At 46.9% G+C, this 15,022-nt stretch carries 11 protein-coding genes; 3 read left to right on the plus strand and 8 right to left on the minus strand.

From position 1 onward, the window contains the following. The first annotated feature begins 100 nt into the window (after window positions 1-100). A complete protein-coding gene (locus P3C17_RS06150; RefSeq protein WP_300928584.1) occupies window positions 101-793 on the plus strand; it encodes a hypothetical protein in 693 nt (230 codons plus the stop codon). Between the two features lie 381 nt (window positions 794-1,174). Here P3C17_RS06150 and P3C17_RS06155 read toward each other — a convergent pair whose 3' ends face one another. From P3C17_RS06155 to P3C17_RS06170, 4 genes are all read right to left on the minus strand, one after another. After that, on the minus strand, window positions 1,175-1,384 hold the full coding sequence (locus tag P3C17_RS06155) for a cold-shock protein (protein WP_008897616.1): 210 nt from the start codon (window positions 1,382-1,384) through the stop codon (window positions 1,175-1,177). 182 nt (window positions 1,385-1,566) lie between these two features. Continuing rightward, entirely contained in the window at window positions 1,567-1,962 is a 396-nt protein-coding gene (locus P3C17_RS06160) for a response regulator (protein ID WP_300928585.1), read from the minus strand. 119 nt (window positions 1,963-2,081) lie between these two features. Continuing rightward, window positions 2,082-3,368 carry a leucine-rich repeat-containing protein kinase family protein gene (locus P3C17_RS06165; protein ID WP_300928586.1) on the minus strand — a complete coding sequence of 429 codons (1,287 nt, stop codon included), beginning with the start codon at window positions 3,366-3,368 and terminating at the stop codon, window positions 2,082-2,084. 66 nt (window positions 3,369-3,434) lie between these two features. Next, window positions 3,435-3,881 (minus strand): glycine zipper 2TM domain-containing protein, encoded by a 447-nt coding sequence (locus tag P3C17_RS06170; RefSeq protein ID WP_300928587.1) that lies wholly within the window; start codon window positions 3,879-3,881, stop codon window positions 3,435-3,437. A 192-nt stretch (window positions 3,882-4,073) separates the two neighbouring features. Between P3C17_RS06170 and yghU the strand changes: the two genes are divergently transcribed. Then, window positions 4,074-4,919: a glutathione-dependent disulfide-bond oxidoreductase gene (gene yghU, locus P3C17_RS06175; RefSeq protein WP_300928588.1), complete on the plus strand. Its 846-nt coding sequence runs from the start codon at window positions 4,074-4,076 to the stop codon at window positions 4,917-4,919. Here yghU and P3C17_RS06180 read toward each other — a convergent pair. Both P3C17_RS06180 and P3C17_RS06185 read right to left on the minus strand, forming a co-directional pair. Beyond that, a complete protein-coding gene (locus P3C17_RS06180) occupies window positions 4,916-6,082 on the minus strand; it encodes a GNAT family N-acetyltransferase (protein WP_300928589.1) in 1,167 nt (388 codons plus the stop codon). The genes yghU and P3C17_RS06180 overlap by 4 nt on opposite strands. A 37-nt stretch (window positions 6,083-6,119) precedes the next feature. Next, window positions 6,120-7,232 (minus strand): response regulator, encoded by a 1,113-nt coding sequence (locus tag P3C17_RS06185; protein WP_300928590.1) that lies wholly within the window; start codon window positions 7,230-7,232, stop codon window positions 6,120-6,122. Window positions 7,233-7,417: 185 nt separating this feature from the next. Here P3C17_RS06185 and P3C17_RS06190 point away from each other — a divergent pair, with 185 nt between their 5' ends. Continuing rightward, window positions 7,418-12,982 carry a response regulator gene (locus P3C17_RS06190; protein WP_300928591.1) on the plus strand — a complete coding sequence of 1,855 codons (5,565 nt, stop codon included), beginning with the start codon at window positions 7,418-7,420 and terminating at the stop codon, window positions 12,980-12,982. On the opposite strand, the gene P3C17_RS06195 is transcribed toward P3C17_RS06190, so the two are convergent. Further along, on the minus strand, window positions 12,979-14,328 hold the full coding sequence (locus P3C17_RS06195; RefSeq protein ID WP_300928592.1) for a ribonuclease J: 1,350 nt from the start codon (window positions 14,326-14,328) through the stop codon (window positions 12,979-12,981). The genes P3C17_RS06190 and P3C17_RS06195 overlap by 4 nt on opposite strands. Window positions 14,329-14,460: 132 nt before the next feature. After that, a complete protein-coding gene (locus P3C17_RS06200) occupies window positions 14,461-14,952 on the minus strand; it encodes an Mpo1-like protein (protein ID WP_300928593.1) in 492 nt (163 codons plus the stop codon). Between the last annotated feature and the right edge of the window lie 70 nt (window positions 14,953-15,022).

Consider the following 15,022-nt stretch of genomic DNA (forward strand, 5'->3'; position numbering starts at 1 on the left):
CTATACGAGCACAAATACCAATTAGCCCAGCGACTTCAATTACTTTGGTTATCCCGATTGGCAGCACGCGCTATTTTCGGCATACTTCCGCAGAGCCGCAGTGAGCGACTGTATTCTGCAAAGTCAGTATCAGGAAGAAAGCAAAGATATGGATAGCAAACCAGAAATAGAAAAGATTGAGCACCGACTCAGAGAGATTAACCGCCTGAAATTAAAACTGACTTTTGGGAATGTGCCGGCTTTTTATCACGCCGTTGCCACCTCTTTAGGCATGGCTGAAGGCATGTTGAAATACGGTTTTGAAAATTCATTAGATATTCTGACCAACCAGCGCAACTGGAACCTGAACTACTTGTGTGGTTCCGAAGATGCGGCCGGACAAATCATTTGCCCTAACAAACCCCGCTTATCTGTGTACAAAGTTTTTACTCAACATGGCTTTGAAATTCATTGTTTGCCCTGGAAAGCTGCGCGGGAATTTGATTTTGAGCTGGCGAATCATCCACAGATGGATTTTAAATTCTGGCGCCCCAATTCGATGAAAACTGTCTTTCGTATCGCCGGTTTGCATAGTTTTATCAAAATGTATTTTGAACATGGCGATGAAGCAGACTTACAGCTCATTCGTTGTGCACACAATATAGCGGAAGAGTTTGTTGAACGTTTGACACCGCAGTTTGATACCCAAAAGGTATTTGGCGTGACTATCCAGAATTTTTTTGATTTTGCAGAAATGAAGTATAAAGCCGGGGAAGAAATCTATTTACCTAAGGTGTATGCGCTGCAGGAGTAGCGCTTAAGGCCAACTAGGAACAGAGTTTTTTCAGGCATCGCCGTAACAGTGCTCCATGCAGTTGCGGCATACCGTCCTTCCATGGACATCGCCGTAACAGTGCTCCTGCAGTTACGGCATACCGTCCTTCCATGGACATCGCCGTAACAGTGCTCCTGCAGTTACGGCATACCGTCCTTCCATGGACATCGCCGTAACAGTGCTCCTGCAGTTACGGCATACCGTCCTTCCATGGACATCGCCGTAACAGTACTCCTGCAGTTACGGCATACCGTCCTTCCATGGACATAAAAAAAGGCAGCTGCGATGCAGTTGCCTTTTTTTGTGTTGTGACCCTTAACTCAGATTAACTCTGCTGTCTTGGGTAACTGTAATTAGAAATTACAGAACAACGATTTTCTCAGCCTGTGGGCCTTTTTGACCTTGTGTTACAGTGAACTGTACACGTTGGCCTTCTTGCAGAGTTTTGAAACCCGTGCTAGAAATTTCGCTGAAGTGAGCGAAAACGTCTGGACCTGAAGCCTGTTCGATGAAACCGAAACCTTTAGTTTCGTTGAACCATTTTACTGTGCCGGTAGTTGTATTAGACATGGTATATACCTGTATTTAATGAAATTAATATGCCTGGTTTCAGGCGGTGGTGCTGTAAGAGATGTTTTAACTTATGAATACAGGACGTACTAAAACAACAGTAACATTCGTTGTGGTGCATAAATAATGAACAGACTAACAAAGCAAGGCCAGTGTATAGGTTTTCAGAGCAGTGTCAAAGCTTATTTCACCACGTTATTAAAATAAGCAGTTTTATAACGCCTGATATCATGCACAAACTGCTGTATTACATCGGGTGTAGCGGGTTTTCGATAATAATTAATTTTATCCGTCACAGCCTGCTCTTCAATGTAATTCATCATATTGGAGGTTAACAAACCAATAAAACAGTGCGGATCACGGCCTCTGATCCAGCGGGCCAGCTCTAAACCATTGCGACCCGGCAGGTTATAGTCGAGCGAATAGGCATCAAAGTGCTGTAACTCAATGAGCGTCATGGCTTCTTCAGCACTTCCTGCGATGGAACATAACCAGTCTGGTTGTATTGCCTGTACATAACCTCTGGTCAGCATCAAACACACCTGACTATCATCTACTATCAATAACTTAAAAGGCATAAATCTATTTCAACCTCTTCCTTGTTACTTAAACAGGAAATACTCCATGCCTTTTACTCTAGTTACAACTGGTTAAATTCTCCAGTTCGGTAACAAGATGATGTCACCGATAAAGACAATTACAGAGCTTGAAGCAAAGCTTTTAGCTGTCTGAATCCCTGACGACTCTTAACTTCCTGCTGTAAACAAAGGTTGAACACAGCAGCCCATTTATTCTCAAACTCCGCTGCGTCTGCTACAGACAACAACGTCTGCATATCCAGCAACCAATAGCCAAAAGCGCGGACTTCCAGTGCACAGAAATGTTGTTGCTGGTGTGGTGGTAAAGCATTCAGCGCTGTTGCAGCACCAAAATCCCCCAAATAAAGCTGCTGAGTCGCATTTACCAGCATATTGTGGGCATACAAATCGCCGTGCACTATCTGCTGTTGATGCAAATGTGCCATCACATCCACCACCTGCTGCGCCAGGAGTTTCAGTTCTGCCAGAGTTAAGCTCTGGCCTTGGGTAAAAGTATCGCGGGTGCAGGTTTCAAAAGAAGGTGGTTGTCCCAGCACAGAAAAAGACGCTGGTACCAGCTCCATCACTAAACCAGGTAAATCGCAGTCTTTTAGCTTCGCTTTGACGGCGATCAGATTTGGATGCTCACCTGCATTCAGGTAATTGTTCATCTCGTCTTTTGGACACCCATCGCTGGTGACCCAACCTTTAAACTGCTTTAACGCCACCAGCTCTTTATCTTGTGCAAAACACGCCTGATAAATCACACCGGATGCGCCTTCGCCTAATTTTTCTAAGAGCTGATAATCCGACAAGCTATGAGCAGTACTGGCTTGGGCTTCAGGCACAGGACAAGCAGGATTGGCGCCCAGTGCCAGCCAGGCCAGTTTGGGTAACTCAAATAACCAATCCGGAAAAGATTCAAACTTGTTCAGCGATAGCCGTAATAAACCCAGCTCACGGCACTGCTGCATGGAGTCAGGTAATGAAGATAGTTGATTGCCAGCCATCGCTACTTTACGTAGTTTTGTATAACGACCGAAGTCATTCGGTAGTTGTGTAAGCTGATTGTCTGTCAGAATTAGCCATTCCAGCTGTTCTGGCAGAGAACCTTCAGCAAAGTCTGTTAACTGATTGCCTTTAAAACTGACCATAACTAAAGCTGGGCATAGGCTTAATACAGCAGGAATTTGGTCGAAGTTATTATTGGTTAAAAACAGACGCTTTAGTTTAGTAAAACGGTGGAAATCCGCAGGTAAATCAGACAGCTGATTACCGGACAGGTCCAGAATTTCCACACTATCGGCAAAACGATATAAGTCGGCAGGAAATTCTCGCAGGCCAGCGGCCAGATTAATCCGGCTTAATGGTGCTTTGGTCTGAGCTAAAGTTTCAAGGCTAAACATCTGATCCCAACCTGCTAAAAAAGCCGGATTGTACAGATGCAGCCTCAATGCAACAAGTTCTGACCTTTATAGCTGATAGATTTGCGAACCGGCAACCCGCACTCTGTCGCCCAGACGTAAGTCGCCAATATTCTGATAATCAAACTGTTGCGTGCGGCCATTGTCAAAATTTACCGTGACCCGATAAATCTCGTTGGCAGTTTTATTGTTTCTTTCTACCTGATTACCCGCAACAGCACCGCCTATCACCCCAACGCCCGTAGCAACTCTGCGGCCTGAACCACGGCCAAATTGATTACCAATCACACCACCTAATACAGCACCAAGCACAGCTCCGCCCCCTGAACTACGGTTGTCCAGGGCAATAACCTGAATAGAGCTGACGCTGCCAATCTGCTCTGCAGGTGCAACACTTTGTTGTACATTCTGCCCCCCAGAGCTACAACCTACTAAAGGTGCAAGGCTCAATGCAGCCAGAGTGAAACAGGATAAATAAAAAGTGAAAGTTTTCATATTTATAATCCAACTCAATATATGGATAGTCAGCCTGCGCCCTGACCACCACTGAGTCTGTACGACAAACCACTAAGCGAATTCAAAGCAAAGCTCCGCTCGTCTCAATAAAGCTGCCCACCCCTTGCAATAACGACAATGCAAACCAATATAAATCAAAGCTTTTATGCATCAGGCACAACAGGAGATCTTATGAGCAATACCTACACTCCACCGAAAGTCTGGACATGGGACAGCCAAAACGGTGGCACTTTTGCCAGCATTAACAGACCAGTCTCTGGCGCTACCCATGACAAAACTTTGCCTGCGGGTGAACATGAGTTGCAGCTGTATTCAATGGCTACGCCCAATGGGGTTAAAGTCACTATGCTGCTGGAGGAACTACTGGAAGCAGGTCATAAAGCAGCAGACTACGACGCCTGGTTGATCGATATTCGTGATGGCGACCAATTTGGCAGTGGTTTTGTCGGTATCAACCCAAACAGTAAAATCCCGGCTTTGTTCGATAAAAGCACAGGCATCAGGGTGTTTGAATCCGGTTCTATTTTGCTCTATCTGGCCGAAAAGTTTGGCGCTTTTATGCCACAGGATCTGGCTAAACGCACTGAAGTGATGAACTGGTTATTCTGGCAAATGGGTAGTGCGCCTTTTGTCGGTGGCGGTTTTGGTCATTTTTATGCTTATGCACCAGAAAAATATGAATACCCTATCAATCGTTATGCGATGGAAACCAAACGTCAGTTGGATGTGTTGGACCAGCAATTAGCAAACCATGAATTTATCGCAGGTGATGAGTATTCCATTGCCGATATGGCGATTTGGCCCTGGTATGGCGCTCTGGTTTTGGGACGGTTATACAATGCGGCTGAGTTTTTGGATGTGCAAAGTTATACACATCTGCAGCGCTGGGCTAAACAGATTGATGCGCGTCCTGCAGTACAACGTGCAGTGAAGGTGAATCGCAGCTGGGGCGAACCTCACGAACAACTGCCAGAACGCCATAGCGCTTCGGATTTTGACACCATCCCGAAAGCTTAATCGCTCCGGTTAGCAAAAGGCAGGCTGTCTTGTGCTTCCTGCTGATACAACACTAAAGCCCGTTGCTCCTGTAAACAGTAACGGGCTATCGCTTCGTTCATTGCTTTATGTTCTGCTTTTTCAGTAAAGCGGTAAAAACCATGCCTGAGCACGGGCGCAAAACCTCGTTGCAGCTTATGTTCACCCTGGGCTCCGGCATCAAAAAACTGCAGTCCCTGCCTGATGCAATAGTCTATGCCGCTGTAATAACAACATTCAAAGTGCAGAAAGTTAAAGTCTTGTTTGCAGCCCCAATAGCGGCCAAACAAAGTAGTTTCTGACTGAAAACACAAAGAAGCCGCCAGCATTTGATCATCATTAAATGCAGCAAAAACTATCAGTTGACTGGCCATAGTCTGACCCCAACGCCAGAAGGTATCCGCCGTTAAATAGCCATTATGACGGGAACGTTTTTGGTAAGTGTCACAATAAAAACTATAAAACTGCTGCCAGAACGCTAAATCCAGCTCAGCACCAGTCAGGGTTTTGACGAGCACGCCCTGCTCTGTTACAGCAGCTCTTTCCTTGCGGATTTGTTTACGTTTGCGGGCTGTCAGTGCAGCCAGAAAATCGTCAAAGCAGGAGTAGTTTTTATTGGACCATAAAAACTGCACGTCAAAACGTTCAATAAAACCGGCATTACGAAAAGCTTGCTGATCTTGTGAAGAAGCATAAAGGCATTGCAGATGACTCAGTGGCGCAACCTGCTGCAGTTGTGTCACACCTTGTTCCAGCCACTGCAACAGTTCTGCTTTATCAATACCAGCAGCTAAACCCAAACGTGGCCCTTCGGCTGGGGTAAAAGGAATAGCCAGCAACAACTTAGGGTAATAGTCCAGACCGTAGTTCTGATAGGCTTCGGCAAAAGACCAGTCAAACAGGTATTCGCCATAGGAGTGCAATTTGATATAAGCAGGCACAGCAGCAATCAGTTTTTCGTCTTGCCAGACGACAAAATGCTGCACCAGCCAGCCGGTGTTTTTAGCGACACTGCTGCCCACACTGCCACCTTGCTCAAGAGCCAGTAAAAACTCATAACGGCAAAAAGGATAATCAGCAGGAAATAAGGCATTCCAGTCAGTTGCTGTCACGTCAGCCAATGACGACAGCCATTCAAAACGCATAAAACTCCACAGCACTAATGCCTTTTTTCAGGTTCATTTAATCTTGTTTTGTTAATACCAACAGCTGTTCAACCTGCTGGGTTAAGTCAGAGCAGGACAAACGAATGGATGAGCTATTAATACGCACCGTGGCTGCGTCATCAGCCCCTTGTTCTAAAGCCGTCAACGTCATCTGCAGATCCGACAAAGCCCCTTTAATTTTGTGCTGTAAAATGTGCTCCACGTCATTTTTTAAGCGAAAACTGTCTTGCAATGTATCAATCTGATTGCGCATTTCTTTAGCACTTTGGATCAAAGCCGCATGAGTTTTCACTCTGGCTTTGACCACGGGCGGATTCACAGGTTTGGTGATGTAATCCACAGCACCCAATTCAAAACCCCGCACTATATCCATGGTTTGATCCAAAGCTGTTAAAAAAATCACGGTAATATGCTGGGTGTGTGGATCAGCTTTTAAGCGTTTACAGACTTCAAAACCATTCATTTCCGGCATCATCACATCCAGCAACACCAAATCTGGCTGAGGTTCTGCCGCACAAATCTTTAATGCTTTTTCACCACTGGTGGCAGCACCTACTTTGTAGTCTTTGCGCAAAATCTCGCTGATCACCTGAATATTATCCACCACATCATCCACCACCAGAATGCGCAGCGGTTGTTGTTGCAGTGGCTCATCTTTAGCCGAGTCTGCTGCTTTTTTCTGGGCAGCAGAACGGGCTGGCCCTTCAATAGCCCTCAGCACCCTTTCACTTAAGATTTTGGCCGAAAAAGGCTTGACCACATATTCGGACACACCTGACTTAATAGCCTGGATCACTGCGGCCTGCTCAATAATGGACGAGAGCATAATAAAAGGGGTGCGGCTATGTTTTTTATCCGCACGCATTTTGGCAAGTAACTCCATGCCATCCATTTTGGGCATTTGCCATTCTGATAACACTAAATCAACCTTTTTTAGCAGCATCATACTCAGCGCATGTTCGCCATTGCCTGCCTGCAACACCTGACCAAACCCCATATCCCGCAGCATAGTCGCCACAGTTTCACGCACAATATCTGTGGCATCCACCACCAGCACTGTCATCTCAGAGTATGCTTTGCGTACCGGCTCTGCTGCTTCTGTTGTGATATCCATAGATTTGACTGTCATAGTGTTGCACTCCGGCTTCCTCTTCTGTTTTGCAGGTTACTTTCTTTTTTACTGCATGGGAATCATTCTGCCCGACAAAAGTGCAGCTATAAACTCAACAGCCTAACTTGACGAATAGGTGCAGATGGCTGACAGTTGAGCCAGAGCCTGTTATCCAAACGCCTTGTTTTATCCGGAGAGTCTGATTGAATCATTTGTATCTGCAGTGCATCAAGCTGCTGGCATTTGTTATTCCTGCACTGCTGATGTTCACAGTGGCAGCCACTGAACAAAAAATTGAAAAACTATCGGTGTACAGCAGGTTAGCTAATCCGCAAATTTATAGTGTGGCCAAAGATCATCAAGGCTTCTTATGGTTTGGTACAACGGACGGGCTGAAACGTTATGATGGTTATCAGTTTATATCCTTTCAGCATGAGCCAGACCAGCCAGGTTCCCTGTCAAATAATAATGTCGGGGTGATGCTGCATGATTCACAAAGCCGTCTTTGGGTAGGTACCTGGGGTGGCGGACTGAATTTGTACCAACCACAAAGTCAGACCTTCCGGCATTTTCGCCACGACCCGCAATCGGCAAGTTCCTTAGGCGCAGACAGAGTGCAATCTCTGTTTGAAAGTAAATCCGGTGAGATATGGGTCGGCACCAATGGCGGTGGCTTAAATTTATATCAGCCACAAAGCGACACTTTTAAAAGTTACACTCATGATCCTGCTAACCCGCAGAGTATTGGCAACAACAGGATTTGGGGCTTAGCGGAAGACAGCAAACAGAATTTATGGGTTGCCACTACGGATGGTCTGTATCGATTTGACGCAGAGCAGCAGCACTTTCATAAATACGGTGTAGCCGAAGGCTCTTTGGACCACCCTGAAGTACGCTCTATTTTTATCGACGCTCAAGATCAGCTCTGGGTCTCTACCCGCTTGAGTTTTGGCCGTTTTGATCCAGACAACAACAGCTATCAGCGGTATGCATTACCTGATGGTGAACTGCCCAGCGTAAATAGCATGACAGCGCAAGGAGACCTACTTATTCTGGCAACTCTGGCTGGGGTCTATCATTTTAATACCAAAGACAAAAGCTTTAGTCCGGCGGCCTTAAATGGTGACTGGTCTTTGCTCGGCAACCATGACGTGCGCCAGGTGCAGCTCGACTCCACTGGCCTGCTATGGGCAGCCACCCGTTATGCTGGTGTGGTGAAAGTATTTCCACGCCTGCCCGCTTTTGAAGGCTGGAACAACTACTTAAGCGACAGACCGCTGTCTGGTTTGTATTCTCAGGTGCAAAGTATGATCGCAAGGCCTGATGGCGGATTGTGGCTGGGCACAGGTAAAGGTTTAGTCGCATTTGATGGCAAACAGCAGTTCAGTCCCTTCACTTCAGACAGCTTTCCAGGCCAGTTCACCCGCTTTCGCATTAAAACCATGGCTTATGACAGTCAAGACCAGCTTTACATCAATACGGATTCCGGCCTGTACAAACTGGACCCACAACAACTGCAAATCCAACCATTGTCTCTGAACTGGATGACATTAGCAGGAGATGGCATAGAGTCGTTGGCGGTGGATAAAGAGGATCAACTCTGGCTGGTGTTGTCCTCCACTCATCAACTGGTGCGTTGGGATCCAAAAACCAATACCGCAGACTACTTTTTAAAGGACGTGGACCCGGTCTTCAGTTTTGTTGACCAGCAAAATGAAATCTGGGTGGCCACGCTAGGGGACGGCACCTATCGCATTTCGGCCGATCGCACACAGATTTCACATTTTTTACCTGCGACCAGCCAGAGTCTGAGCAATACCAATCTGAGCACTGCCAGTGTGCTTGCCATAGTGCAAGCCGATGCGGACAGCTTGTGGTTTGCCACCAGCCAGGGGGTAGACCTTTACTCGAAAAAAACCGGTAAAGTGACTCACTTTAAACACGTGATCGAAGGTGAAGTCATTTCAGTACAATCCATGGCTCTGGACTCTTCAGGCATGTTGTGGCTGGCAACCTCTCATGGCGTGTCCCGGCTGGATCCGGACACAGGAATATTTAACTACTTCACTACCAATGATGGCTTAAGCAGCAATGGTTTTTTACCTCGGTCCGTGACCCAAACCCCGGATGGACGGATCTTTTTTGGTAGTGTTGAAGGCATCACTGCTGTGCATCCATCTCAAGTCCTGGTTAATGAAATGCCACCTCCAGTGGTCATTACTTCAGTCAAAATTGATGGTAAACATCAGCCTTTTCCATTGCCCGAATTACTTGAAGTTGCTGCTGATTTTAAAAATTTAAGCATTGATTTTACCGCTCTGGATTTTCAGGCCACTGAAGACAACAGATATCAAACCCGATTAGTAGGGTATGACGATCTATGGAGCAACAGAACGCCTGAACATCTGGTTAACTATGGCCGCCTGCCGCCAGGTGACTATCAGTTTGAAGTGCTGGGCAGCAATAACCATGGCGTCTGGAACCCAAGTCCACAGCGGCTGAAACTGAAAATATTACCGCCCTGGTACCAAACTACTGTGTTTTTGGTCGCAGCCCCGCTGACGCTGGCCCTGCTGATCTTTTTCTGGTTCAGAGCCAGAACCCTGGCTCAGCAAAAACGTGAGCAGCATTTAACCGAACAAGTCAGTCGACGCACTCAGGATATTTTATTACTGGGTGAACTGGGCAAAGATATAGCCGCTACTTTTGAGCTGGAGCAAGTAGCGCAGAAAATCTATAACCACCTGACCTCAGTGCTCAACACCGATACTGTGGCTTTGGGCTTGTACGATCATCAGCGCTCGGAGCTGAATTATCTGTTTGCCATGCGAAAAGGCGAGCGGCTTGCCCCTGTCTCAGTGCAACTGAACAATCCGCGTCGTCCAAGCTGCTACTGTATTGAACAGCGGCAGGAGTTTATCGTATCCGCCGCATCGGACTGGACTCGCTATGGTTTATCACCCCAACATTGTCTGAATGGCCCACAAACCCAGACGGTGATTTGTGAGCCCTTGATCGCAGGCGAGCAGTTACTTGGCATTTTGACTATTCAAAGTGACCAGAGTGACGCTTTTAATCAAGCCCAAATCAATATGCTGCGTATTATTGCCAGCCACGCTGCAGTCTCTGTCTCTAATGCTTTGTCATTCCAACAATTATCCGAAACCCGGCAACGATTTGAAATGGCAATGGTAGGAGCCAATGCAGGTTCATGGGAGCTAAATAACCAAACCGGAGAGCTGATTACCAATGAAATCTGGGCCACTATGCTGGGTTATACCCCTGACGAACTGCAGGCCTTGTATGGCAACACCATAGATCAGCTTAGTCAGTTGGTGCATCCGGAGGATCTCGCCAGAGCCAACAGCGACTTTGTAAAACACATCAAAGGTGTCAGCGATATTTACCGTGCCGAAGTCAGGATGAAAAGCCGCAGTGGTCAATGGAAATGGATGCTGAGTGTAGGTAAAGCTATTCAGCACAAGGTGTTTGGGATTTTATTGGATGTCAGTGAATCCAAAGCCATGGAAAGTGCGTTGCTGGACGCCAAAGAAAAAGCTGAGCATGCCACCAAAGCCAAATCTGACTTTTTATCCAATATGTCGCATGAGATCCGTACTCCGATGAATGCCATTATTGGCATGAGTCATCTGGCGCTCAATACAGAATTAGCACCCAAGCAGCGCAATTACATCGAAAAAGTACACCGCAGTGCGGAAGTCTTATTGGGCATTATTAATGACATTCTCGACTTCAGTAAAATTGAAGCAGGTAAACTGGATATAGAACAAACCGAGTTTCAGCTCGATACCGTGCTGGAGCAACTGGTCGATTTGGTGGGGCTGAAAGCGGCTGAAAAACACATAGAATTGCATTTTTCCATAGCCCCTGATGTACCCACTGTATTGCGTGGCGACCCTCTGCGTTTAGGCCAAATATTGACGAATCTGGGCAATAACGCGGTGAAATTTACCGAGCAGGCTGGTGAAATTACAGTGTCAGTGCATTGCGAACAACAACAGGACAACGATGTGTTGCTGCATTTTGCTGTCAAAGATAGCGGTATTGGTATGACACCAGAGCAACAGGCTCGTTTGTTTCAATCATTCAGTCAGGCTGACAGCTCCACCACCCGCAAATACGGCGGTACAGGCTTGGGTTTGGCTATTTGTAAAACCCTGACTGAACTGATGCAAGGTGAGATTTGGGTGCAAAGCAGTGCCGGCCAGGGCAGCACTTTTCATTTTACTGCACGCTTAGGTGTAGTAGCACAGTATCAGGTTGAGCTTGTAGTACCAGAAACACTAAGTGGATTAAAAGTATTAGTAGCCGACGATAACGATACAGCCAGGGATATTTTAGCTGGCCTGCTGCGCCAGCAGGGTTTTGATGTCACTACGACAAACAGTGGTGAACAAAGCTTAACTCTGCTGCATGAAGCCGCTCAGCAACAGCCTTTTCAATTGCTTTGTATTGACTGGAATATGCCAGAACTGGATGGTTTAGCAACTATTGCCCGACTGGAACAGCAGCCACTGCGTCATAGGCCTAAAATCATGCTGGTGACCGCTTACGGTACTGATGAGGCCCAGCAAGCGGCGGCAGATCTGAATATTCACAGTTATCTGGCTAAACCTTTTACCCGCGATAGCCTGCTGCAAGCTGTATTGCATGCTTGTGGCCACAGTAGTGATGTCCGCCACAAAGAAAATGGAGTAACAGCAAAAGTTCAGGCTGCGATCCGACAACTGCGGGGTGGCCGTATTTTGTTGGCCGAAGACAATGCTCTGAATCAGGAATTGGCTATGGAATTACTGACCAGCAATGGGTTGCTGGTTACTTTGGCCGAAGATGGTCAACAAGTACTGAATTTACTGCAGCAGCACCACTTTGATGCTGTGCTGATGGATTGTCAGATGCCTGTGATGGATGGCTACGCCGCCACTGCAGTTATTCGTCAGTTAGAACAGTTTAAACAGCTACCTATTATTGCGATGACCGCCAATGTGATGGCCGCTGATATTGAAAAAGCGCTGGATGCCGGCATGAATGCTCATATTGCCAAACCTATAAACGTCAATGAGATGTTTTTGGTGATGGCAAAATGGATCAAAGTCGCTCATTCGCAGCCGGAAGTGATGCCAACGTCTGAGCAAACAAACCAACTTCAACTGCCTGAGTTAGCTGGTATAGACACAGAGGCCGGGCTTGCGGTCAGCCAGCACAACCAGGCTTTGTATCTGAAGTTATTAAAACGTTTTGCCGATTCCAATCAGGATTTCAGTCAGCAGTTTCAACAAGCTCTGCAGGATCCAGACCCGGAAGCCGCCAGTCGTTGTGCTCATAGCTTACGGGGTTCAGCAGGAAATATAGGTGCCAAGGCCGTGCAGTTTGCGGCACAAGCCTTGGAACTGGCCTGCCGTGAACACTCCGAAATTGCAGCGCCTTTACTGCAGCTTGAGCAGGAACTGGCAGCAGTATTAACCGCCTTGCAGCAACTCAACACCGGTCAAAACGAAAGGGCAATACAGCAACAGACTGCAGATCCGACAGAAGTACAGAACTTACTGCAACAACTGGCAGACTTGATAGCAGACAATGACACTGAAGCCGTGGATACAGCAGAGCAATTGCAGCTGTTACTCAGCGGCACAGAATATAAAACAGCGGTTGCTGCTTTACTCAAGCATCTCAATAACTACGATTTTGATGAAGCAGCAGCCAGCTTAACCCTGTTAAGCCAGCAGATAGAGGCCAAACTGTCTTAACGCAGCAAAGCAATACGACCGGTTTTGACCACTTGTTTATAGATACGGGGTTCCGGTGCTAGTACATACAAGTCACCATTTAAGCCAGTCAGCTGGATTGGCACTCCAGCTTGATGCGCGACTTGAGCATTAGCTTCAATATGCGCAGCTTCGCCATGCACTGGCACAGCGATTTGAGGTTTTACCCAACTGTACAATAATTCCAGCTCACCCCGACACGGATGCCCAGAGACGTGAATGGGTAAGTCTGTGTCGTGGCTTTGTAAGGTTTGAATGTCACGTTGTTGAAATTGCTGCACCAGCTTTTCGATAAAAGCTTCATTGCCAGGAATAATAATGGAGCTGAAGATGACTAAATCACCACTTTCTAGCGACAACTCACGCTGCATATCTGCGGCCAAGCGGCTTAAAGTAGCTTTAGGTTCGCCCTGACTGCCGGTGGCGACCACTAAGACTTCTGCTTTGGGTAAATAGCCTAAATCATTGGCGTCTATCAAATGAATGTCGTCAGGCCAATGTCCGGTAGCGCGTGCAGCACCCACCATGTTTTGTAAAGAACGGCCGAGTAGCGCCATATAACGGCCGGTTTTATTCGCCACCCGGCCAAGGGCTATTAAACGCCCGACATTACTGCTAAAGCCACTGACCACCACCCTGCCCGCAGCCTGGCTTATCACCTGCAACAAGGCTTGGTAACAGTCGCTTTCTGATACAGAAAAGCCTTCACGCAACGCATTGGTGGAGTCACAGACCATAGCAGTGACATTTTCCTGGGCTAGACGCTGAAACACACGAGGCTTAAAGGCTTTGCCTGTCATAGGTGTTGCATCTATTTTCCAGTCGGCGGTGTGAAACACCGAACCAGCGTCAGTGCGGATCATCAGGCAATGCGGCTCAGGGATGGAATGGGTAATAGCCAGAAATTGTACGGCAAAAGGGCCTATATGTTTGGTGTCGCCGGTTTTGACTTCAATGATAGGGACTTTATCTAAAAGCCCTACTTCAGCGAGCTTACGACGCAAAATTTCAGCCGTAAAAGCAGTGGCATAAACAGGGCATTTAAAACGAGGCCAAAGTGCAGGCAAAGCACCTATATGATCTTCGTGAGCATGAGTAATAATAATGCCGGCCAGGTTTTCCGGTTGCCTGGCAATAAAAGCCGGATCTGCAGCCACCACATCGGCTTTTTGTAAGCTGTCAGGCTGCAAAGGACTGTTAAAAGTCACGCCACAATCCACCATCAGCCACCAACCGGCATGACCATATAAATTCAGGTTCATGCCAATTTCGCCTGTGCCACCCAAAGGTAAAAACCACAAATCAGCGCGGCCCGGTATTAAATCCACAATCACAACTTCCTGCGCTTTTCATAACCACTATTTACAATACGGCTAGTGTAAGCTGATTGGCCCAGTCAACCTAGCAATAAAGGCAGTCTGGCAATAAAGATAGTCTAACAATAAAGGTCGCATAGATGCTTAATGCACAGGTCCGGCGCTTTGATCAATTTGCTGTTGCAGCGATTTGGCAAAACCCAGCAAAAACAGTACTTCAGCCATCACAAACAAAGGCCCTATCAACAATCCCACCAGATCATCGACAAAAGCTGGTTTTTTGCCTTCAAAATAGTGCCCGATAAATTGCAAAACCCAACCCAACACAAATACTGCAACAGACCAGCCTACCCAGGCAGCGGTGCTGTTCAGTGCTACCAATTGCAGCGCCAGAGCATAACAGCTCAAGCTGAACACCAGCATCACCAGCCCCATACTCAAACTTAAGCGGAAATAAAATAGCAAAGAGCCAACCAGCAGCAGATGAGTGGCTGTGATACCAGCCACTATCTCAAACGACAATAAGCTGAATAAGGCAATCACAATCAGCGGGATACCAGCAAAGTGGGTATAAATATTACGTTTGTTTCTGTGGTAATGGGCATACTGAATTAAATGTTCTGATAAGGTTTTCATAGGGTTCTCCTTAGTAAAAAAACACTCTAAGGCAAAACCGGGCGGAACACTGTCGGGCAGCCGACAATCT

This window comes from Rheinheimera sp. 1928-s (assembly GCF_029269265.1).
Lineage (GTDB): Bacteria > Pseudomonadota > Gammaproteobacteria > Enterobacterales > Alteromonadaceae > Pararheinheimera.

Excerpts from the sequence above, each read along its gene's own strand:
- P3C17_RS06185 (WP_300928590.1), bottom strand. The coding sequence starts at position 7,232 with ATGACAGTCAAATCTATGGATATCACAACAGAAGCAGCAGAGCCGGTA.
- yghU (WP_300928588.1), top strand. The coding sequence starts at position 4,074 with ATGAGCAATACCTACACTCCACCGAAAGTCTGGACATGGGACAGCCAA.
- P3C17_RS06160 (WP_300928585.1), bottom strand. The coding sequence starts at position 1,962 with ATGCCTTTTAAGTTATTGATAGTAGATGATAGTCAGGTGTGTTTGATG.
- P3C17_RS06200 (WP_300928593.1), bottom strand. The coding sequence starts at position 14,952 with ATGAAAACCTTATCAGAACATTTAATTCAGTATGCCCATTACCACAGA.
- P3C17_RS06165 (WP_300928586.1), bottom strand. The coding sequence starts at position 3,368 with ATGTTTAGCCTTGAAACTTTAGCTCAGACCAAAGCACCATTAAGCCGG.
- P3C17_RS06180 (WP_300928589.1), bottom strand. The coding sequence starts at position 6,082 with ATGCGTTTTGAATGGCTGTCGTCATTGGCTGACGTGACAGCAACTGAC.
- P3C17_RS06170 (WP_300928587.1), bottom strand. The coding sequence starts at position 3,881 with ATGAAAACTTTCACTTTTTATTTATCCTGTTTCACTCTGGCTGCATTG.
- P3C17_RS06155 (WP_008897616.1), bottom strand. The coding sequence starts at position 1,384 with ATGTCTAATACAACTACCGGCACAGTAAAATGGTTCAACGAAACTAAA.